The organism is Flavobacterium laiguense, assembly GCF_003097655.1.
GTDB lineage: Bacteria > Bacteroidota > Bacteroidia > Flavobacteriales > Flavobacteriaceae > Flavobacterium > Flavobacterium laiguense.
Genome location: NZ_QCZH01000001.1, coordinates 284902 through 308643, shown reverse-complemented (window position 1 = coordinate 308643; position 23742 = coordinate 284902). Strand labels below are relative to the sequence as shown.

Genomic DNA, 23742 nt, shown 5'->3' with positions numbered 1-23742 from the left:
TTTGATTCCAATTAAGACAAACGATTTTGCTAAATTGCAGTGTTTTTTAAAACTATTTAAACTTTAATAATGAAATTATATCCTATAGAAACAGGTAATTTTAAACTCGACGGTGGTGCTATGTTTGGAGTGGTTCCCAAAACCATTTGGAATAAAACCAATCCTGCAGACGAAAATAACCTTATTGATATTGCCGCACGTTGTTTGTTAATTGAAGATGGAAACCGATTAATTTTGATTGATACCGGGATGGGAAACAAACAATCTGAAAAGTTTTTTGGATATTACTCTCTTTGGGGAACTCATTCTATGGACAAATCGCTGGCTCAATTCGGTTTTCATCGCGATGATATTACCGACGTTTTCATGACACATTTGCATTTTGACCATTGTGGAGGTAGTGTGCAATGGAACAAAGACAAAACAGGCTATGAACCTGCTTTCAAAAACGCCAAATTCTGGAGTAATGAAAATCATTGGGAATGGGCCACAAAACCAAATCCGAGAGAAAAAGCCTCTTTTTTATCCGAGAATATTTTGCCGATGCAAGAAAGCGGACAGTTGCATTTTATTCCTCAGCCAGATACTGATTTTGAAATTTCATCAGATTTGGGATTTGGAGTTTTTTATGCAGATGGGCATACTGAGAAGCAAATGATTCCGCATATTCAATACCAAGATAAAACGATTGTTTTTTGTGCCGATTTATTGGCAACAGCCGGACACTTGCCTTTGCCGTATGTGATGGGGTATGACACAAGGCCCTTATTGACAATGCCCGAAAAAGCAAAATTCCTTAATGCAGCCGCAGACAATAATTACTACTTGTTCTTGGAACACGATGCACACAACGAAATTATAACGGTTCAGCATACCGAGAAAGGGGTGAGATTGAAAGAACGGTTTAGTTGTAAAGAGGTATTTTAAAAACATATAAAAATAAAAAATTATTTTTTTCAGACAGTAGTAAGCAAAAGTTTACTGCTGTTTTTGTTTTATAAGTAATTTGAAATTATTTTTTATTTTACTGATTCCCTTTCATTCCCTTTTTTTTTGTAATTCAATAGTATAGTAGTTCAACTATTTTTTATAGGAGAGGTCATTAAAAATAAAATTTTGTTAAAATGTATTTGATACATCAAAGATTGATAAAACATTTATATTTTTGCCCGAACAATCAAAACAATATTCAAAAATGGATAAATTAAAAGATATCATTTTCTATTCAATGGATAAAGCAATCAAAACATATAGAACTTTTGCACAGAAAAAGCTCAAGGAGAACAATTATAAAATAACTATTGATCAATGGTTGATTATAAAAGCAATACTTGAAAATCCTGGAATTTCTCAACAAGATTTAGCCGAAATGGTTTTTAAGGACAATGCATCGGTCACTAGAATTATTGAACTTCTAGTACAATCAAAGTATTTGGAGCGTGAAAACAATCCAAATGATAGACGAAAATCAAATTTAACAGTAACTCTTGAAGGGGAATCCATTATCAAAAAAGTTCATTCATTAGTACTTCAAAATAGAAAAATAGCTTTAAAAGGAGTTTCTCAAGAGGATCTAGAAATTACCAATAGAACATTAAAAAAAATTACAGAAAACTGTATTTAATTCATCAATCATCAATAAAAAATCAATCATCAATCAAAAAACAATCAGTATGTTAAAAATTATTTTAAGTGTTACCTTTTTTTTACTTTCAGTTTTCGCAACAATCATTTATGGACAAAATTTGGGAAGCGGGCCTTCTTCTAGTAATGAATCAAATCTTTTGGCCAAAAATGAAGTTGTTGCAAATGGAATTCTTACCATTTCTGGAACTGTCTTATCTGAAAAAAGCGAAATCGTCAATGAAGGAATTATAAATCTATATCGTTCAACAGATCATAAATTAGTAAAAACAGAACTTACCAATACTACAGGTAAATTTTTATTCGAAAATATTTCGGAAGGAAGTTATTATGTTACTGTTTCCGAAAATGGGAAAACTAAATATACAGGACAACCTTTTGATGTTTTGGCGAGTTTAGAACTTCCTTCTATTTTTCTAATATTAGAATCAAGTGCTCTGAAAGAAGTGGTGATTAAAAAAACCAAACCTTATATCGAGCGTAAAGATGGTAAAACGATTGTGAATGTGGAGAACAGCATTACCGACGCGGGTACCTCTGCTTTTGAAGTTTTAGAAAAAGCACCAGGTGTTAAAATCGACGCTAGTGACAACATCAGCCTTCAGGGTAAAAATGGTGTTTTGGTTCAAATTGACGGTAAACCAACTCCATTATCTGGAGAAAATTTAACTAGTTACTTAAAAAGTATTGCTTCTGGTTCGATTGAAAAAATAGAATTTATCACCAATCCATCCTCAAAATACGATGCTGCGGGTTCTTCGATCATTAATATAATAATGAAAAAAGGAAAGAAACAAGGTACCAACGGAAGCGCTTCAGGATCTTATGGACAAGGACAATTTCCTACTGCGACTGCGAATCTGAGTTTGAATCACAAAAATGACAAAATAAATGTATTTGGAAACTATAATTTTGCACATAGAGAAGGATTTAATAATTTGGTGTTAACTCGTAATTTTTATGAAGACAATGTTTTTACGGGTGCCTATTCTCAAGTAAATTCTATAAACAGAACTTCTGACAATCAAAATTTTAGAGCAGGAATCGATTATTTTTTAAATGATAAGAACACGCTTGGATTGACAGTCAATACCATAAAAACAAAATCTAAAGCTAAAGGAGATAATGTTTCGGATGTATATGATGCAACTCACACCAAATCGTCTCGATATGAAACAGATAATATTTCAAATAAAGAATTTAGTAATCCTTCTTTAAATTTAAATTATAAACATGTAATTGATACTTTGGGGACAGAGTTAACAAGTGATTTTGATTATGCCAGTTATAAAACAGATGCAGTTCAAGACTTAACTACCAAATTTTATGGGTTAAGCGATGTAGAAATATTGGCTCCCAATGTACTATACGGTGATACAAAAGGGAAGCTGGATATTTATACACTAAAAGCAGATTATGTTACCACTTCAAAAAGAGGAGTTAAATTTGAAACTGGGCTTAAAACAAGCTTTGTAAAAGCGGATAATAATTTATCTTTTTATGATTTGAGCTCTGGAGATCCCATTTATGACAATTCAAAAAGTAATCATTTTATTTATAAAGAAAACATCAATGCAGCCTATTTTAATGCAGCAAAGGAGTTTGGAAAATGGAAAGCAACCTTTGGATTAAGGGCAGAAAATACGAATATTTCTGGTGAACAATTGGTAGACAACACTACTATTAAAGATAATTATACGCAGCTATTTCCAAGTACTAATGTGGGGTATACTTTTAATGAAAACAACTCTTTGGAAATAAATTATAGTAAACGAATTACTCGCCCAAGTTATAGTCAATTAAATCCTTTTAAGTATTATATCGATCAAACAACATACGTAGAGGGTAATCCTTATTTGCAACCACAAACTACCAATTCTATTAAACTGATTTATGGGTTTAATCAAAAAATTTATACTACATTAAATTTTTCGAGAACCTATAATAATATTACGGAACTAATTATACCTTCTGAAACAGACAAAGGAAAGACCGTTCAAACTTTTAAGAATCTTGACATTGCAGACAATTATGGTTTTAATATTGTAGTCCCAATAGAGGTAACCAAATGGTTTAGTACCAACAACAATTTCAATTTTTATTATGGATCGTATTCAGGAACAGTTTCAAATACAACTTTGGATAATGTTGGAGGATATTCATATAATATAAACAGTACTAATAGTTTTAAAATAGCCAAAAATTTTTCTGCAGAACTTATAGGGAATTACCAAGCCAAAGAAGTATATGCTTTTATGACTATTGAACCCGTATGGTTTTTTAATATTGGTTTTCAGAAGAAATTTGAGAACAAGAGTTCTTTAAAATTAGCATTTAATGACGTTTTTGCAACAAATTATATTCAAGCCGTTTCGGTATATTCTGATTACAATGAATCTTTTGTAGTCAAAAGAGACTCTAGGGTTGTTATTTTGACTTACACCTATAATTTTGGTGATGGGAAAGCATCAGCTCGAAGAAAAACCGGTGGAGCCGATGATGAAAAAGCTAGAGCCAATTCGAGTAATGGATAGATGATGGCGATTTTAGTAAGGAACAAATTATAAATTTGTCAATAAGTGTCAGATAATCTTAAAATACAGTTAACGATTGTATAATATATAATTTACTTCCACTATTTTTGAAGTTGATTATTAAAAAAGGAAAATTATAGATGTGAAATCGCTATGATTCCAAAACATTAATAAAGAATAGCGATTGCATGTTCTAAAAACATATAAAGTATTTACACATGAAAAAAATAAACTTAACCTCATTAGCGTTACTTGCGGCTTTGTCATTGTGCCTTTCGGCCAATGCGCAAACATCAACTTCATACATTGGTAAAAAAGGAAAATTGAACGAACCTGAACTGCAAAGATGGTCACACCTGGATTTGGCCAAAGACAGTATTCCCGGAATGAGCGTGGACAAAGCCTATGCCGAATTACTGAAAGGTAAAAAAAGCGTTAAAGTAATTGTTGGAATTGTAGATTCTGGAGTTGACATTGACCATGAAGATTTGAAAGCTGTAGTTTGGACCAATAAAAAAGAAATTGCCGGAAACGGAATCGATGACGACAAAAACGGCTACATCGATGATATTCACGGTTGGAATTTTCTGGGTAATGCCGGACATGAAACGTTAGAAATGACTCGTATCGTAAAAAAAGGCGATGACGGATCGGCAACCTACAAAAGCGCACTGGCGGCTTATGATGAAAAATACAATAAAGCATTGCAAGACAAACAGCAAGTCGATTTCTTGATGGGGGCAGACAAATCCATTCAAAAACATTTGAATAAGGAAGTCTATACCGTTGAAGATTTGAACGCAATCGTTACTACAGATCCTGATTTGTCCAAAAGCAAAATGGTCATGACCCGTATCTTGACCAATGCAGGACCTACTTTCAGGGCAGAAATAGAAGACTACGGAAAATACGTTTACGATCAATTGAACTATAATTTGAACAAAGAGTTTGATGGCCGAAAAATTGTAGGTGATAATCCAGAAGATATTAAAAACACCAAATACGGAAACAACACCGTTTATGGACCAGACAAGGAAGAGGCATTGCACGGAACTCACGTTGCCGGAATCATTGCTCAAGTAAGAGGTAATAATCTTGGGGGTGACGGTATTGCCAACACTGTTGAAATCATGGCTGTAAGAGCCGTTCCGGACGGAGATGAATACGACAAAGACATTGCACTAGCCATTCGTTATGCTGTTGATAATGGAGCCAAAGTAATTAACGGTAGTTTTGGAAAAAGTTATTCTCCACACAAACAATGGATTTTTGAAGCCATTAAATACGCCGAAAAGAAAGACGTTTTGTTTGTTCATGCCGCTGGGAATGATGGACAAAACATCGATTTGGATGAAAATGCAAATTTCCCAAATGACTCTGAAGACAATAAAAAAGAATTTGCTTCGAATGTACTGACCGTAGGTGCTTTGAATAATGGATATGGAGAAGGAGTAATTGCGTCATTTTCAAATTATGGAGCTTTTAACGTAGACGTTTATGCTCCTGGAGACGAAATTTATGCAACGATTCCGAACAATAAATACAAATATTTGCAAGGAACTTCTATGGCTTCGCCAAATGCCGCCGGAGTTGCTGCCTTGGTTCGTTCTTATTATCCAAAATTATCTGCCAAACAAGTAAAACAAATCTTGATGGAATCTGGAACACCACTTCCTGCTAAGGTAGTTTTGGGCGAAAGTGAAAATCCTAATGAAAAACCGGTGGCAGTAGCATCTACTGAATCATCAAGAACAGGCAAGATGGTCAATGCCTATAATGCATTATTGTTGGCCGAAAAAATGTCTAAGAAATAATTGTAACTACTATTAATCCAATGGAAGAGTTTTTCGGCTCTTCCATTTTTTATTTTTAAATAACCATGCGCAAACTCTTTTTATTAGGATTCTTTTCCTTAAGTCTCGGGAATCTATTCGCCCAAAATTCAGGTTACTGGCAACAACAGGTCGATTACAAAATGGACGTCACTATCGATGTCAAAAATTACCAATACAAAGGAAAACAAGAACTGGTTTACACCAATAATTCTTCGGATACGTTGAAGAAAGTATATTATCATTTGTATAACAATGCTTTTCAACCAGGAAGCGAAATGGACGCTAGATTGCAAACCATCAAAGATCCCGATGGTCGTATGGTAACCAAAATAAAAGTGGATGGCAAAGACGTAAAAGAAAGCCGAATCAAAAACCTTAAACCCAACGAAATCGGATATTTGAGAATTTCAAATTTCAAACAAGACGGTGTTGTAGCTGTTGCAAAAGAAATAGGAACGATTCTAGAAGTAACTTTGGTCAAACCGATTTTACCGAATTCAAAAACTACTTTCACCCTAGATTTTGATGGACAAGTACCAGTTCAAGTTCGTCGTTCGGGACGAAATAATGTGGAAGGAATTGAATTGTCAATGGCACAATGGTATCCGAAAATGGCCGAATTTGACTTTGAAGGTTGGCATGCCGATCCTTACATTGCCAGAGAATTTCACGGCGTTTGGGGAAATTTTGATGTGAAGATTACGATTGATAAGGACTACACTTTGGGAGGTTCCGGATATTTGCAAAATCCAAACGAAATCGGTCATGGCTACCAAGACGCTGGAGTTACCGTAGTGTATCCTAAAAAAGCAAAAACATTGACTTGGCATTTTGTAGCGCCAATGGTGCATGATTTTGCATGGGGTGCCGATAAAAATTACGTACATGATATCGTAAAAGGACCCAATAATGTTGATTTGCATTTCTTTTTCAAAAACACCACAGCTGTTGTAGAAACGTGGAGAAAACTGGAACCTTTGATGGTAAAAGTGATGGATTATTACAACAAAACCGTTGGCGACTACCCATACAAACAATACTCGTTTATACAAGGAGGCGATGGTGGAATGGAGTATGCCATGTGTACCTTGATGCTTGGAAACGGAACCCTAGATGGAATTTTAGGTACTGCAGCTCATGAAATGGGACATTCTTGGTTCCAACATATTTTGGCCTCCAACGAATCCAAACATCCTTGGATGGATGAAGGTTTTACGACTTATATCGAAGATTCTGCTCTTAATGAAATAGCCGTGAAGAAAGAAGAAAACCCATTCAAAGGGAACTATGCCGCTTATTATAAATTGGTCGAATCGGGTAAGGAACAACCACAAACGACGCACGGAGATCGCTATGACGAAAATCGTCCGTATAGCATTTCTTCTTATGTAAAAGGAAGTATCTTCCTGTCACAATTGGTTTATGTGATTGGTCAAGACAACATGAACAAAACCCTAAAAAAATACTACCAAGATTTCAAATTCAAACACCCTTCGCCAAATGACATTAAGAGAACTGCCGAGCGTGTTTCGGGAGCCAACTTAGATTGGTACTTGGTGGATTGGACCCAAACTTTAAACACCATTGATTACGGAATCAAAGACGTCAAAGAAAATGCCGATAAAACAACCGTAACCCTAGAACGAATTGGTAGAATGCCAATGCCGATCGATCTATTGGTTGAATATAATGATGGTACCAAAGAGAGTTTCTACATCCCGTTGCGCATGATGAGTTTTGAAAAAGAAAACCCAACTCCCGCCATTACCAGAACCGTTCTTAACGACTGGGCATGGGCGTATCCTACTTTTGAATTTAACATTTCAAAACCCAAAGCGACCATCAAGAAAATCACCATTGACCCAAGCGGTTTAATGGCTGATATTAAGCAAACCAATAATGTTTATGAAGTGAAGTGATAATTCATAAAATATAAAAAAGGCTCTTTTTAGAACGTAACGTTTTAGAAAGAGCCTTTTTTTTGTAGACATCCATTTTGGGGTGCCTCCTATTCCGCTACCTTATGCAAGTGTCTGATAATTTCAGAGATCAGTCCCGTCCATCCCGTTTGGTGATTCGCACCTAGACCTTTGCCGGTATCGCCATCAAAATACTCAAAAAACAAATGGTTTTTATTGAAAAGGGCATCCTTTTGAAACTTTTCGTATTCACCATACATTGGAATTTTTGCATTGGCATCCGGTAGAAAAAGCGACAATAATCGTTTGGCGACTCCTTCAGAAGCTTCCTGTAGCGTGACCATTTGCCCTGAATGAGTTGGGAATTCTACCTTGAAGTCTGTGCCGTAATAACCGTGAAATTTTTCTAACGAATCCAAAATCAAATAATTCATGGGAAACCAAATAGGCCCTCTCCAATTCGAGTTTCCGCCAAACATATCCCCCGTAGCTTCGGCCGGAGTATAATCGACCTGAATGGTCCCGCCTTCATGGGTAAATTTATACGGATGTTCTTTGTGGTATTTGGATAGAGAACGCACTCCAAAATCGGATAAAAATTCATTTTCATCAAACATGCGTCTTAGGATCATTTTCATTCGATGTCCTCTCAAGGTCGAAAGCAAACGACTGTCTCCTTTGCCATGATGATGCCAACTCGAAACCAAACTCGCTAAGTCCGGTCGGTTTTTTAACACCCATTCTACACGACGTTTAAAAGCGGGTAATTTTTCTAACAGCTCCGGAGTTAAAACTTCGACGGCAAAGAGCGGAATCAATCCAACCATCGAACGTATTTTTAGCAATTCGGCATCGCCATTTTCTTTGTGGAGCATGTCATAAAAAAATTTATCCCCATCGTCCCAAAGGTTTAGTTTGTTGTCTCCCATGAATTGCATCGCTCCCGAAATTTGAAGAAAGTGTTCAAAGAACTTGGAAGCCATCTCCTGATAAACGGGGTTTTTAAGCGAAATTTCACAGGCAATTCGGAGCATATTCAAGCAGTACATGGCCATCCAACCCGTACCGTCGGCTTGTTCCAGGTGACCTCCAGTAGGTAAATCGGCGGAGCGATCGAATACTCCAATATTATCCATTCCGAGGAATCCACCTCCAAAGATGTTATTTCCATTTTTATCTTTCAAATTTACCCACCACGTAAAATTGAGCAGTAGTTTGTGAAAAATGCGTTCCAAGAAAACTGTATCTCCAACACCACCATTGGTTTCTTTGTCAATTTCATATACTTTCCAGGTGGCCCAAGCATGAACTGGTGGATTCACATCGGAGAACGACCATTCGTAAGCCGGGATTTGTCCGTTGGGATGCATGTAATATTCTCGAAGAATAACCGATAACTGTCTTTTGGCAAAATCAGGATCTAATCTGGCCAATGGTAATGTATGAAAAGCCAAATCCCAGGCTGCAAACCAAGGGTATTCCCATTTGTCTGGCATGGAGAGAATGTTGGAAGTATATAGGTGTTTCCAAGTACTATTCCGACCTGTTTTTCGGTTTCCTTCTGGTTTTGGGGTAGATGGATCTCCTTTCAACCATTCAAAGACATTGTAATAATACCATTGTTTTGACCAAAGCATTCCAGCATAAGACTGACGTTGAATCGATTTTAATTTTTCGTCGGTAATCCCTTTTTGAAGCGGAGCATAAAATTCATCGGCTTCTTGCATTCTTTTTTCCCAGAGGGTATCAAAATCGGCAAAAGGATTATTTGTAGTGGTATTTGTAAACCGAAGGCGATAGACTTTTTGACCATTGGCAGGAATGATATCATCGTATTTTACGGATGCTTTGGTTCCTGTCTTCTTTGGATTTACGCTTTCGTTGTTTTTATTAATGATATAATCATTGATGCCATCTTTGGTGTAAGGAGTGGGATTAGGGGTTTTATACAAACGCTCCAAATTGGTTTCGTTATCGCAAAACAAAAGTTCATCGGGATGATCTGCATACAAATGAAAGTGCCCCACCAAGGAATGATGGATTTCAATTGAAGAATTTTCAACACCGGTCAGGGTTGGTTTGTGTTTGTACTTTTCATACCCCCAACTCCAAGTATTTCTAAACCAAATGGTGGGTAATACTGTAATTGGAGCAGCCTCCTTTGAGCGGTTTTCTACGGTAACTTTGATTAAGATGTCTTGTTCGTCTGCTTTGGCATATTCTATGGTAATATCAAAATAGGCATCGTTGTCAAAAATCCCAGTGTCCAGTAATTCGTATTCGGGTTCCTGACGGGATCGTTTTGTGCTTTCCTTAACTAAACTTTCATACGGAAAAGCAGTTTGAGGATACTTATAAAGCATCTTTTGATAGGAATGGGTAGGGGTAGAATCTTGGTAGAAATAGATTTCTTTTACGTCTTCTCCATGGTTCGATTCTGAAGGGGTTAAACCAAAAAAGCGTTCTTTTAGAATGTGGTCTTTGTGGTTCCAAAATGCGAAAGCAAAACAAATGTGCTGTTTGTTGTCTGAAATGCCTCCGATGCCTTCTTCTCCCCATCGATAGGCTTTGGAACGGGCCATATCGTGGGTGGTACTTCCCCAGGCGTAACCACTTTGGGAATAATCTTCCCGCACGGTTCCCCATTGACGTTCCGTTAGATAAGGGCCCCACTTTTTCCAGCCTTTATTGTCGGTTCTTAACTTTAAGCGCGCTCTTTCTGGATCTATTTCTGACATACCACTTTTTTGATTTAATGCATTTGCAATTTAAATAAATCACAGGTACAAACCGTTATATAATCGGCAAAAATCAAGGGAAATTATTAGCGAAACGTTATTGTATGAATTGTTTTATTGTAATTAGTATGGAAATTCTATAAAGCTGTAATTTGGGGTAGTGTTGGTTTTTATTTTAAACAGTTTCTCCTTAGTATTGTCAGGAATGGCAATTTTGAGTGTATGGTTTGTGGAAACAGGTTCTTTAAGGAAATTATATCTTCGGAACAGGAATGCTGCGTGAAGGATAGCGCCAAGTTACCTTGTAACGGCAATAGCCTGACAGCATTAGGGAAAGAGGCCGAATATGCGGTGCGATAAGTAGGCCTCTTTTTCTAATGGTGGCACGCCCAAATGGGTGTAATCAGGTTTTTTGAATTTAGTCTATTGAAACAGTATTGTTTTTGGATAAGTTCTTCAACATATCGACGGTCATCATTTCTAGATCAAATTCGTGTTTCCAGCCCCAATCTTCTCTAGCACGGCTGTCATCAATACTGGCTGGCCAACTATCGGCAATTTTTTGACGGAAGTCTGGTGCATACGTCACTTCAAGTTCTGGAATATGTTTTTTGATTTCGGCGGCAATTTCGGTTGGAGTAAAACTCATCGCCGCCAAGTTATAAGAAGATCGAATTTTAATTTGTTCAGCCGGTGCTTTCATAATATTGATGGTGGCAGCAATGGCATCATCCATATACATCATCGGCATTTTGGTTTCTGCAGCTAAAAAGCATTCGTATTTTTTATCAGAAAGCGCTTTGTGGTAGATGTCAACGGCATAATCGGTAGTTCCTCCACCCGGAAGCGTGGTCCAACTAATTAAACCGGGATAACGAATGCTTCTCACATCTACACCAAAGATGTTATGGTAGTATTCACACCATCTTTCGCCAGCTTGTTTGCTGATTCCATAAACGGTAGAAGGTTCCATAACGGTGTATTGCGGGGTGTTTTCTTTGGGTGTTGTTGGCCCAAAAACAGCTATACTAGAAGGCCAGAATATCTTTTTGATTTTTCCGGCTTTCGCCAAATTCAAAACGTGAAACAACGAATTCATATTCAAATCCCAAGCAAAAGCGGGGTTTTTTTCGGCTGTTGCAGAAAGTAGGGCAGCCATCAAATACACGTCGGTAATTTGGTGCGATTCTACTAAATTTTCGATTTGATTAAAATCTAAAGCATTAACCACTTCAAAGGGTCCTGAATTGACTACATCCGTATTTAATTTTCGAATGTCGGAGGCAATAACATTTTCCGTTCCGTATAATGCTCTAAGTTGGTGCGTTAGTTCGGTGCCAATTTGCCCGCAAGCGCCTATAATTAATATTTTTGGGTTCATGTTTTTGGATGATTTTGAAAAGCAAAGATAACGATTTCGTAAATAATCAGGATTAAAGACGGCGATTTTTATGTATGCCGTAAAATAATAGATGAGATTGTTTGAAGGTCGTAATTCTTGATGTTGCCATTTTGCCATTGAAACTGAAATTGCCATTGAAATTGTCATTGACATTGACATTGAAATTACGATTGCCATTGTAAATTTACTTTGTAACTTTGTGGTTCAAATAATGAGAAATGAACAATAAATTAACGCTACTTTTTTTGGTGCTTTTGATGCAGTTTTCGTGTAAAAATGACAACGAACAACGTCTTGCCGATAACTTAAGGGATGCAAAAAAGAAGGAATTAATTTTTACAACCATAAATAAAGGGTGGAATTTTCATGACACACCCATCAATTCGACTTCCGAAGCTACTTTGGCGACCTGGACAGAATGGCGCGCCTTTATGGATGAATTGTCCATAAAGCCGAAGAAAACAATTGGCGCTTTTCAAAAGAAAGCCAAAGCTTTATCGGCCAAAGCGATGGCTTTGAATAACAACATTCCATCCCAATTTGACACTCCACAGATACGAAGCCGAATTGCGACTTTAATCACTCAAGTTCAAATGTTGGATTTATACATTAATTTGGATAAGGTTTCGGATAAAAAAGTGACCAAGCTCGTTTCAGAGATTAATATCGGATTGGTTTCTTTGCAAAGACAAATGGATAAAATCGTCGAGAAAAGTAAAATTCCATTGGAAGTTGGGGAGTCCGAATTATTAATGATGTTGGATACCACAAGAGCCATTCAGTCTGGGAATCCTGTGATTCCAGTTAATCCAAACGCACCACGCATTGAGTAAATCCACTATATATTCGGTTTATGATTCGTCTCCAAAAACGGCACAAATTGTAGCTCGTTTGCAGGAAAACAATCAGATAAAAATGCAATTGGAGGGTTTGTTGGGATCGGCAGCTTCGTTTGTGATTCAATCTCTTTTTAAGAAATCAGAGCTTCCTTTTTTGTTGGTTTTGAATGACAAAGAAGAAGCGGCCTATTATTTAAACGACCTCGAACAAATGATTGGCGAACAGGATGTTTTGTTTTATCCAGGTTCTTTTCGTCGTCCTTATCAAATAGAGGAAACCGACAATGCGAATGTTTTGCTTCGAGCTGAGGTACTCAATCGAATCAATTCCCGTAAAAAACCCGCTGTCATCGTTACCTATCCCGAGGCGCTTTTTGAGAAAGTAGTGACCCGAAAGGATTTGGATAAAAATACATTGAAAGTAGCAATCGGCGATAAAATTTCGATTGATTTCCTGAACGAAGTCTTGTTTGAATACGAATTCAAAAGGGTTGATTTTATCACGGAACCGGGCGAATTCTCGGTTCGTGGAGGAATAGTCGATGTGTTTTCGTTTTCGAATGACAATCCGTACCGAATAGAATTTTTTGGAAATGAGGTCGAAAGCATCCGTAGTTTTGATGTGGGCACTCAATTGTCATTAGAAAAGCAGAAAAAAATCACCATTATTCCGAACGTTGAAAATAAAATTTTTCAGGAAAACAGGGAGAGTTTTTTAGATTATATAGCGGAGAAAACAGTTTTGCTTTTTCAAAATACCGAGAATCTTTTATACGAATTGGACAAGCAATTTGGAAGAGCCGAAGAAGCTTTTGAGAAATTGTCCAAGGATATCAAACACGCCACGCCGGAACAATTGTTCTTGAATCAAAAGGCATTTGTAAAAAGAGCCTTGGATTTTTCGATTGTAGAATTTCATTCGAAGCCGGTTTTTAAAATTGCCAAGAAGTTCGAGTTTCACATTCAGCCGCAACCGTCATTCAACAAACAGTTTGATTTATTGTTGAATAATTTGAGCGAGAACCACTTTAACGGCTATCAAAATTATTTGTTTTGTTCGAATGAGGCGCAGGCCAAACGTTTTCATGATATATTTGAAACGCTAGACGAAAGCAATCACGAGAATATTCGAAAACAATACAAGACCATCGTATTGCCTTTGTACCAAGGGTTCATCGACCAGGAAAACCAAATTTGCTGTTATACCGATCATCAAATTTTTGAACGCTATCATAAATTCAACATCAAAAATGGGTATTCGAAAAAGCAAAACCTGACCTTAAAAGAACTCACGACTCTATCCGTAGGCGATTATGTAACGCATATCGACCACGGAATTGGGAAGTTTGGCGGGTTGCAAAAAATACAGGTTGAAGGCAAAACGCAAGAAGCCATCAAACTGGTTTATGCCGATAATGACATTGTGTATGTGAGTATTCACTCATTGCATAAAATTTCGAAATACAACGGAAAAGACGGAACACCACCAAAAATTTATAAATTAGGGTCGAATGCTTGGAAGACTTTAAAGCAAAAAACTAAAGCAAGGGTTAAAAATATTGCATTCAATTTGATCCAATTGTATGCCAAACGCCGTTTGGAAAAAGGGTTTCAATTTGCCCCCGACAGTTATTTGCAAAACGAGTTGGAAAGTTCGTTTATTTATGAAGATACGCCCGACCAGACCAAATCAACGCAGGAAGTCAAAGCCGATATGGAAAGCGAGCGTCCTATGGACCGTTTGGTTTGTGGGGATGTAGGTTTTGGTAAAACCGAAGTCGCCATTCGTGCGGCTTTCAAGGCGGTTGATAATTCAAAACAAGTGGCGGTTTTGGTTCCAACCACTATTTTGGCCTACCAACATTATCGTACTTTTACCGAAAGGCTAAAAGATATGCCAGTTTCGGTTGGTTATTTGAACCGATTTAGAACCGCCAAACAAAAAGCTGAAACGCTAAAACAATTGGCCGAAGGAAAACTCGACATTGTCATAGGAACACACCAATTGGTTAACAAAAATGTAGTTTTCAAGGACCTTGGATTGTTGATTGTCGATGAGGAACAAAAATTTGGGGTTAACGTAAAAGATAAACTTAAAACCATTGCAGCGAATGTAGATACATTGACATTGACGGCTACTCCAATCCCGAGAACCTTACAGTTTTCGTTGATGGCAGCACGCGATTTATCGGTAATCACGACACCTCCTCCCAATAGATACCCTATCGAAACCAATGTGGTTGGTTTTAATGAAGAGTTGATTCGGGATGCGATTTCGTATGAAATTCAGCGAAACGGACAGGTTTTCTTTATCAATAACCGAATCGAAAATATCAAGGAATTTGCGGGGATGATTCAGCGCCTAGTGCCAAACGCCCGAGTGGGAATTGGTCACGGACAAATGGAAGGTGCCAAACTCGAGGAATTGATGCTTGCCTTTATGAACGGTGAATTTGATGTTCTAGTAGCCACAACCATTATCGAAAGCGGATTGGATGTACCGAATGCGAATACCATTTTTATCAATAATGCGAATAATTTCGGTTTGTCTGATTTGCATCAAATGCGTGGTCGAGTAGGGCGTAGCAATAAGAAAGCGTTTTGCTATTTTATTTGTCCGCCGTATTCTCACATGACCGAAGATGCCCGAAAACGAATTCAGGCTTTGGAGCAATTCAGCGAATTGGGAAGCGGATTGAACATTGCCATGAAAGATCTTGAAATTCGTGGTGCCGGGGATTTATTGGGCGGAGAGCAAAGCGGTTTTATCAACGACATTGGTTTTGACACCTATCAAAAAATCATGAACGAAGCCATCGAGGAATTGAAGGAAAATGAATTCAAGGATTTGTATCCCGAAGAAAGCAATATCGAAACCAAGGAATATGTAAAAGATCTGCAAATCGACACCGATTTTGAGCTGTTGTTTTCTGACGAATATATCAATAATGTTACTGAACGTTTGAGTTTGTACAACGAGTTGGGTAACGTGAAAAACGAAGAGGAACTGGTTGTTTTTCAAAATAAATTGATTGACCGTTTTGGTCCAATGCCACCGCGTGCTCTTGCTTTAATGAACAGCATTCGCATCAAATGGATTGCTACCAGAGTGGGTATCGAAAAACTGGTGATGAAAAAAGGCAAGATGATTGGCTATTTTGTGTCTGATCAACAATCCGATTATTACCATTCCGCTCGTTTCCATAAAGTGATTCAGTTTGTGCAAACCCACAGCAGTATTTGTGTAATGAAAGAAAAACAAACGCCAGCAGGTTTGAGACTATTGTTGACTTTTGAGAATGTGAAGAGTACTAGGAGAGCTTTGGAATTGATGGAGATGTTGGGAGGGGAGTAATTTTTAAAACACGAATTTCCACCAATTAGTTAATGAGAATTTGTGAAATTTGTGTTTATAAATGGGAAGTGAATATTTAAAATTCATCTACCGCGTCACTTCCTCAATCAAATAAAAAATTGATTTAAAATCAATACCGCTCATTTTTTCTAAACCTATTTCGCAAGTTCGGCTGGTAGAAAAGCCTTCTTTACAGTTGGCGGGGATTTGTTGTTTCAATTCGCGCAATCCGTATTCATTCAATTCTGGAACCAGGAAACCTCTGTCTCCCGCAAAACCACAACAATTGCTGTCGATAAGGGTAACTTTATCAGCACACAGATTGGATAAGGCAAGGAGTTGATCCATCTTTCCAATTTTTTTAACCGAACAAACCGGGAAAACCGCTACGGTGTCTTTTTTATTTTTTATCGTTAATTGCGGCATGACATAATCGAGCATAAATTCGATAGGATCCACAATTTTTAGCGTTTTCGAAAACTCCTCTTTTGAATGATAAAAGCAAGGACTCATGTCATACAATATGGGATATTTTCCGTTTTCTGAAGCTTTCAATAAATCTTTTTCCAATGCCTCCGATTGTGCGTGGTTGGCTTCAGCAAAACCTTTGCTCGAAAACGGCATGCCACAACAATGGGTGTACATGTTTTCGGGATAAATTATCGTAAAACCGGCACGTACCAACAATTGATGGGTAAGCGCTGTCAATTGAAGATCGTCTGAGTTTTGAAAACTATTTTTACCCATACTTCTATTGATGCAAGAGGGGAAGTAAACTACTTTTAAATCGGGTGTTGCACTCATTGTTTTTTATTAAAAGTTTAACCGCGGATTCGCAGATTTTTTAATTATAAATCTGGCAAATCTTTATTGAAAATAAAAAAATTAATCTGCGAATTTGCGGTCAATTTTTCGTGTTTATTTTATTAGCTCCTTTTGGCATTTCGGGAATCCATTTGGAAACTTTTCCAAAACTTATAAAATGGAAACCATTGGATAATGTTGTCATAATAGTAGTTCCTAATATGGAGTGAAAAAAGGAAACCATTTTCAATCCAACTCTCAAAATCGCCGTAGTTCCTGCCATGTGTGAGCCAATGTAAGCGGCTACTTTTTTATCGCCAGAATCCAGTTTGGAGGCTCGCCATTCTTTCACAAATTTCCCTGTATCGATATGCACGGGGCATGCCAAGGCACAAAGCCCATCGGTTGCACAGGTTTCGTCCAGCTGATACGTGACATCTTTTCGAATATCTGCCAATCGTGGTGGGTCATCATTTGTACTTTCCAATCGGCTAATTTCTCTGGCGATCACAATACGTTGTCGAGGGGATAATGTCAAACCTTCCGAAACGCAATACGGTTCACAAAAACCACACTCTATGCATTTGTCAATAATAGCATTAGATTCTGGTAACGGTTTTAAATTTTTGAGATGTGCTTTGGGATCCGGATTGATTATCACATCGGGATTGATTTTATTATTTGGATCAAAAATATTTTTGATGCGTTTCATGATTTCGTAGGCCGCTATTCCCCATTCTTTTTCTACAAAAGGAGCCATATTACGTCCTGTTCCATGTTCGGCTTTTAGGGAACCACCAAAACGATCTACAACCAAAATAGCCAATTCTGACATCAGTTTTTCGTAACGATCTACTTCGGCTTGATTCGAAAAGTCTTGGGAGAATACAAAATGCAGGTTTCCTTCTAAGGCATGGCCAAATAAAACGGCATCGTGGTATTCGTATTTTTTAAACAAATCTTTCAATGCCAAACAAGCATCTGCCAATTGAGGCAAAGGGAAGGCAACATCTTCAATGATAACGGTCGTACCGTTTTTTCGTAGCCCACCAACCGTTGGCAATAACCCTTTTCGAGCTTTCCAATTAAAATAATATTGTTTGGGATCGCTCGTAAATTCATAATCCGTATAGGTAGGAATGGATTGAATTTGCAGTCGAATAGTTTCTTGTTTCTGATTCAAAACAGCCAAATCATTGTCCCGACATTCCACCAATAAAGCACAGGCCGATTCGGGTAACGTTTTAAAATAATCGGGTGCATCATCATCTTTTTCGACAGAACGAATGGACTCCCTATCCAATAATTCTACTGCTGCAACTGGACTTGATTTTAACAATATAGTCGCATTGCAAGCATCCTGAATGGTGTGGAAGAAGAGCAAAGAACAGGATTTGTATTTTTCGTCAATAACCGTTTTGAAAGTCACATTCGAAATAAAAGCCAAAGTCCCCTCAGATCCCACCATCAAATGTTTGATGATGTCAATTGGATCCTCATAATCAACCAAGGCGTTGATGCTATAACCTGTGGTGTTTTTTATTTTGAATTTATTTAGGATGCGCTTATAAAGTGCATCGTTGCTTTTAATCTCATCTCTAAGACTTTCAATTTCTTGAATCAACCCTTTTTTATTGTTCTTGAAAGCAGCTACACTATCGAAATTTGCTGTATCTAGAATAGTTCCGTCATTCAGTACAATTCGGATATCGGCTATTGTTTGATAGGAGTTTTGAGCCGTTCCGCAACACATACCGCTGGCATTGTTGGCTACGATTCCTCCAATCATGCATGCTCCGATTGATGCAGGATCAGGTCCAATCTTCAAACCATGAGGAGCTAAGTAATTATTGGCTTTGGCACCAATAATACCGGGTTCGAGCTTAATTTTTTGATTGTTGTCTAAAAGTTCAAAGCTTTTCCAGCCGTGAGTGGCAACTACCAAAACCGAATCCGTAATGGCCTGACCTGATAAACTGGTTCCAGCAGCACGAAAAGTTAGTGCAATATCGAATGCTTTAGCTTGCTTTATAATTTCAATAACTTCCGATTCATTGTGGGCAAGAATTACAATTTTGGGAATGAGTCTATAAAAACTGGCATCGGTTCCATAAGCAAGCGTTTGCAACGGATTGGTCAAAATACGTTTGGGATCAATAGATGCCGATACAATATCTTTAAACTTTTGATAAGAAGGAGCTAACATACGATTGCATTTTATAGATAATCCGGTTTTTATTTCACAAAGAAATATTCTGAACCTTTAATGATTAAAATGTAAATTTAGGGATTAGTAAATGTTTTTTTAAAGTTTCTTGATCTTTTCTAATGGAGATGAAATAATCTTTAAACCCGCGCCAAAAAAAAACGAAGCAGTTAGCCTCGTTTTCAATTATAAAAAGATAAGTCTTAATTTTTCAAATCTTTGATAACTTTAAAAGCTACATCCACTTCATCTTCGCTTACCAAAATAGTAAATTCATTGGAAGTCGAAATTACCTCATTGATAATGATTCCTTCCCAAGCCAAACGCTGAAAGATGAAATAGTAAATTCCGGGAACGGTAATGTTTTCTTTGGGTAATTTTACCGTTATAGAAGCTAAATTATCCAGTTTCTGAATCATTTTTTCAGAAGCGAAATGTTTTTCAACTAGATGATTCACGCTATTGCTTACCACTATATTGGTTTCATTTACCCCTTTGGATGAGGTATAAAAAATATCGGGTAAAGCATTAATGTCTGTAATCAAATCGGCTTGTTTGTTTAATACGGTATCCGAAACAGCAAAAGTAAAATCCGTCAAAGCAGATCGTACTGTTATCTCCCCTATGTTTTTAATTACTTTATTGATTTTATGATTCAATCTAAAATCCAATTCTTCAGTTAGTCTTTTAAGTGCCATAACCACAGCCCCTTGTTTTACTTCTTTGCCAAATTCACTTTCCAATTCGATCATAATATTTCGAGACAAAGATGTCAAGTTGATGATGCCAAGTGATAATGCGTTTAATAAAAACGGTTTTGTTTTAATGTAATTTTCTACAATTGAAGATACTGTTTTCATAATGTATTAGGGATTTTTACGTAGTAAATACTTAGTTTTGGGTCTAAAATCTAGGCAAAGATACATAAAAAAACAATTTGTTACAAATACAACATTATTAATTTTTTATCAGAAATGATAAAAAGCGTCTATAAGGTGCTCAATTGCAAAGGATTTGCCTTCTTTATGGATGGCAATGATGTCAAAACGGACTTCAATGTCCAAATTTTTTCGATTTACATAGGCGTTGACTGCTTTGACCAAAAGCTGAATTTTTTTTGGTTTTACAAAATCTTGTGGCAATCCAAATTCTAGGGATGAACGTGTTTTTACTTCGACAACGGCAAGGATTCCTTCTTTTATGGCAATGATGTCAATCTCCGCTTTTTGGAAAGTCCAATTGGTTTCCAGAATTTCGTAACCGTTTTCCCGAAGGTGTTCTACCGCCAGATCTTCTCCAAGTTTGCCAAGTTCGTTGTGTGCAGCCATTTTTTGAAGTTAGAGGTTAGAAGTTAGAGTATAGAGAAAAGAACATAGAATAGATTTAAAAATGGAGTTTAACTAATTTGTAAGATTATCTAGTTATCGCAAAGTCTATTTTCTTTACTCTATTCTCTATTTTCTTTTTTCAAAAACTACGGTATTACAATTTTCATTCACATCCATACTCACAATATTCCCCATAATCAAGGCTCTATTGTCATGAACATGTCCTGCAGGGAAATTGTAAAGTATGGGAATATTGTATTTTTGGGTCACATCTTGAACAATTTCCATCGCATTTTTCCCCCAAGGAATGTCATTGTCTTTCATTTTTGTCATTCCACCCACAATGATTCCTTTGATGCTTTCGAGACAACCATTGCGTTTTAGGTTCATCATCATTCTGTCAATGTGATAAAGGTATTCGTCCAGATCTTCTATAAATAAAATTTTATCGGTGCAATCAATAGCCGATTTAGATCCCATTAAACTATATAAAATAGACAAATTTCCACCCACTAATTCGCCCGTTGCTTTTCCAAAACGATTCATCGGGAATGGGTCGATTTGATACTCTAAAGGTGAACCAAACAATGCTTTTTTCAAAGTTGCTATAGATTCTGGAGCAGTCTTTTCGACGCTAACCGGCATGGTTCCATGAATGGATTTGTATCCCATGGTGTTGAGATGGTTGTGTAAAACCGTAACGTCGCTAAAACCTACAATCCATTTTGGGTGTTGTTTGAACTTGGTAAAATCCAATAAATCAATGATTCGTACCGTTCCATAGCCCCCGCGAGCACACCAAATCGCTTTGATATTTTGGTTATCCATCTGGTGTTGTAAATCGGCAGCACGTTGTTCATCTGTACCCGCTAATTGATTTAGATCAAGTCCGATGGTGCTTCCAATAACGACTTCCAATCCCCAAGAATGCAATAAATCTATGGTTGGTTTTAAGTTGTCATCAACATTTTTTCGGGCTGTTGCCACAATTGCAATGGTATCTCCTTTTTGTAAATAAGGTGGTGTAATCATAGTAGTTTGTGCTTGACTGTTTATAGCTTGTAAAACAAAAATAAGGAATAGCATCGGATACAAAACACATTGTTTTTGAATAAAAGAAAATGGATTGGTATTCATGCTGTATTTTTTGGAAAATGAATTGTTATAGGGAATCTGAGTTAAAGCAAAGATATACATTTCTGAAACAAGACAAATAATTGTAATCAAATTACTATATTTACTTTACGCAAACAAAATTTAAAAAGAATAAAGATGCCCAAAAAGACCTTTTTTTATCTGATTTTATTTCTATTACTATCCAAAGGCCATGCCCAAACCAAGGCTTTTGCGTTGCATACGGTAGCTTTTTACAATTTTGAAAACCTTTTTGACACGATTAATGACCCAATTACGAATGACGAGGAATGGACGCCAACGGGAGACCAACATTGGAACACTAAAAAATACCATCAAAAATTAGAAAATTTAGCCCGTGTTTTATCCGAAATCGGAACTTCCGAAAATTCGAATTCCCCAACATTTATTGGTGGTGTCGAAATTGAAAATCGAACGGTGTTGGAAGATTTAATCAAGCAACCCAAATTGATTGACAAGGATTATGGGATAGTTCATTTTGATTCCCCCGACAAAAGAGGAATCGACGTTGCCTTATTGTTTCAAAAAAAGCAATTCCAGCCCACGAGTTCCAGCAATATTCCTTTGTACGTTTATAAAGAGAAACAACCAATTAAGGAAATGTCCAAAAAGGAATCTCAAGAGGATTTAGAAACCGAAGATGTTATCCAAGTCAGCACCAAAAATCATCGAGTTTACACCAGAGATCAATTGCTGGTAACCGGTTTTTTGAATGGGGAAGAGATTCATATAATAGTTAACCACTGGCCGTCAAGAGCTGGAGGTGAGAAAAAAACAAGTCCATTTCGTGAGGCTGCGGGAGCTTTAAACAGAAAAATTATAGATTCTTTGCAGCACATCAACCCCATTGCCAAGATAATTACCATGGGAGATTTAAACGACAGTCCTTTTAATAATAGTGTAAAAAAAGCACTTGGAGCCAAAGGCAAAATGCAAGAAGTTCAGCTATTTGGGATTTACAATCCATTCGAAGAAATGGCGAATAAAGGATTGGGGACGATTGCTTTTCGGGATTCCTGGGATATTTTTGACCAAATCCTGATTTCGGAATCGCTATTGCAAAAGGACTACAGCTCGTTTCAATATTGGAAAGCTGGAATTTACAACAAGCCTTTTTTAATTCAACAATCCGGGAAATACAAAGGCTATCCGTTACGGCATTCACTTACTGAAACTGGTTTTAGTGACCATTTTCCCGTTTATATTTATTTGATAAAAGAGAAAAAATAAAGCTTTGCTAGTTTTTATTCAGTTAGAATTTTTACGTTTTCTTTTCTATAAAGAAGCAAAACTAATCCTAGTGCAAAAAGTACGCAGCTTAATAGCATAAGAATTCCATTTTTCAATACAAAAAATGAAAAACCTACTGAGGGTGCCCCAACAATAACCATTGCGGCAATCACAGTATGGGTTTTGATGAAATTTAATGCGTGCGCTGCTAATCCTACAAAGAGCAAAGATGGTCCAATAATGACAAAAGGGTATAAAATAGATGGAGTATTACTTATATGGTTGCTTAATTCCATTTTAGCAATTTCGTCATTCCCAAAACTCCACATTATAAAGTCAATAGTGCAAAGACCTATGTGAGCAATAACTCCTAAAGTTGTTAAAAGAGAGGCTACAGCATTAAGATTATTTTTTGGGAATACTTTATTAAATGAGATTAACAATATTGCTCCAATTAAGTTAAACCAATGTGCAAAATCTATAGGTTTTTTAAAATAATCTAATTTAGAACCTTGGGAAAACATGATGTAACTTATAACAAAAAATGACAATCCGATTAAGCAAATGTTTTTTGGTTTCATATGTAGATAATATTGTTTTTGTTGGAATATGGTATGCTTCGCCAGTTCGCTATCGCTCGGGTCGCCAGATCTTCATTGGTTTTTACGACAGCTGTTGTCATGGCGATTTCATAATTTTTTTTTGATAGAAAATGTTTGTTTTTATATAATAGACATTTGTTTTTAGAATTTG

The 23742-nt window shown here is 36.8% G+C and carries 16 protein-coding genes; 8 read left to right on the top strand and 8 right to left on the bottom strand.

Annotation, left to right across the window (positions count from 1 at the left end):
- The first annotated feature begins 69 nt into the window (after positions 1-69).
- The 5 genes from DB891_RS01340 to DB891_RS01320 all read left to right on the top strand — a co-directional run bounded on the left by DB891_RS01340 (position 70) and on the right by DB891_RS01320 (position 7932).
- Entirely contained in the window at positions 70-927 is an 858-nt protein-coding gene (locus DB891_RS01340; RefSeq protein WP_116759807.1) for an MBL fold metallo-hydrolase, read from the top strand.
- 268 nt (positions 928-1195) lie between these two features.
- The gene (locus DB891_RS01335) at positions 1196-1624 is read left to right on the top strand and encodes a MarR family winged helix-turn-helix transcriptional regulator (RefSeq protein ID WP_116759805.1); all 429 of its coding nucleotides are present in this window, start codon (positions 1196-1198) and stop codon (positions 1622-1624) included.
- Between the two features lie 49 nt (positions 1625-1673).
- Complete coding sequence (locus DB891_RS01330) at positions 1674-4178, top strand: outer membrane beta-barrel family protein (RefSeq protein WP_116759803.1); 2505 nt, start codon at positions 1674-1676, stop codon at positions 4176-4178.
- A 218-nt stretch (positions 4179-4396) separates the two neighbouring features.
- Complete coding sequence (locus DB891_RS01325; protein WP_116759801.1) at positions 4397-5992, top strand: S8 family peptidase; 1596 nt, start codon at positions 4397-4399, stop codon at positions 5990-5992.
- 65 nt (positions 5993-6057) lie between these two features.
- Positions 6058-7932 (top strand): M1 family metallopeptidase, encoded by a 1875-nt coding sequence (locus tag DB891_RS01320; protein WP_116759799.1) that lies wholly within the window; start codon positions 6058-6060, stop codon positions 7930-7932.
- Between the two features lie 89 nt (positions 7933-8021).
- Here the strand turns inward: DB891_RS01320 and DB891_RS01315 are convergent, their stop codons facing one another.
- On the bottom strand, positions 8022-10670 hold the full coding sequence (locus DB891_RS01315) for an MGH1-like glycoside hydrolase domain-containing protein (RefSeq protein ID WP_116759797.1): 2649 nt from the start codon (positions 10668-10670) through the stop codon (positions 8022-8024).
- A 418-nt stretch (positions 10671-11088) separates the two neighbouring features.
- A complete protein-coding gene (locus tag DB891_RS01310) occupies positions 11089-12051 on the bottom strand; it encodes an L-threonine 3-dehydrogenase (protein ID WP_116760325.1) in 963 nt (320 codons plus the stop codon).
- A 239-nt stretch (positions 12052-12290) separates the two neighbouring features.
- On the opposite strand from DB891_RS01310, the gene DB891_RS01305 reads away from it, so the two are divergent.
- Together DB891_RS01305 and mfd are read left to right on the top strand one after the other, a co-directional pair.
- Entirely contained in the window at positions 12291-12905 is a 615-nt protein-coding gene (locus DB891_RS01305) for a hypothetical protein (protein WP_116759795.1), read from the top strand.
- Between the two features lie 82 nt (positions 12906-12987).
- A complete protein-coding gene (gene mfd, locus DB891_RS01300; protein WP_394335983.1) occupies positions 12988-16266 on the top strand; it encodes a transcription-repair coupling factor in 3279 nt (1092 codons plus the stop codon).
- 87 nt (positions 16267-16353) lie between these two features.
- Here the strand turns inward: mfd and DB891_RS01295 are convergent, their stop codons facing one another.
- From DB891_RS01295 to DB891_RS01275, 5 genes are all read right to left on the bottom strand, one after another.
- Positions 16354-17070: a (Fe-S)-binding protein gene (locus tag DB891_RS01295; protein WP_116759791.1), complete on the bottom strand. Its 717-nt coding sequence runs from the start codon at positions 17068-17070 to the stop codon at positions 16354-16356.
- Positions 17071-17170: 100 nt separating this feature from the next.
- Positions 17171-19276 carry an FAD-binding and (Fe-S)-binding domain-containing protein gene (locus DB891_RS01290; RefSeq protein ID WP_116759789.1) on the bottom strand — a complete coding sequence of 702 codons (2106 nt, stop codon included), beginning with the start codon at positions 19274-19276 and terminating at the stop codon, positions 17171-17173.
- Positions 19277-19479: 203 nt separating this feature from the next.
- Complete coding sequence (locus DB891_RS01285; protein ID WP_116759787.1) at positions 19480-20136, bottom strand: aspartate kinase; 657 nt, start codon at positions 20134-20136, stop codon at positions 19480-19482.
- Positions 20137-20244: 108 nt separating this feature from the next.
- Positions 20245-20604: a YraN family protein gene (locus DB891_RS01280; protein ID WP_116759785.1), complete on the bottom strand. Its 360-nt coding sequence runs from the start codon at positions 20602-20604 to the stop codon at positions 20245-20247.
- 126 nt (positions 20605-20730) lie between these two features.
- Complete coding sequence (locus DB891_RS01275; RefSeq protein WP_116760324.1) at positions 20731-21636, bottom strand: S66 peptidase family protein; 906 nt, start codon at positions 21634-21636, stop codon at positions 20731-20733.
- Between the two features lie 240 nt (positions 21637-21876).
- Between DB891_RS01275 and DB891_RS01270 the strand changes: the two genes are divergently transcribed.
- Positions 21877-22989, top strand: coding sequence for an endonuclease/exonuclease/phosphatase family protein (locus DB891_RS01270; RefSeq protein WP_116759783.1), 1113 nt, complete (start codon positions 21877-21879; stop codon positions 22987-22989).
- 14 nt (positions 22990-23003) lie between these two features.
- On the opposite strand, the gene DB891_RS01265 is transcribed toward DB891_RS01270, so the two are convergent.
- Positions 23004-23570, bottom strand: a complete 567-nt coding sequence (locus DB891_RS01265) for a hypothetical protein (protein ID WP_116759781.1) — start codon at positions 23568-23570, stop codon at positions 23004-23006.
- Positions 23571-23742 lie beyond the last annotated feature (172 nt).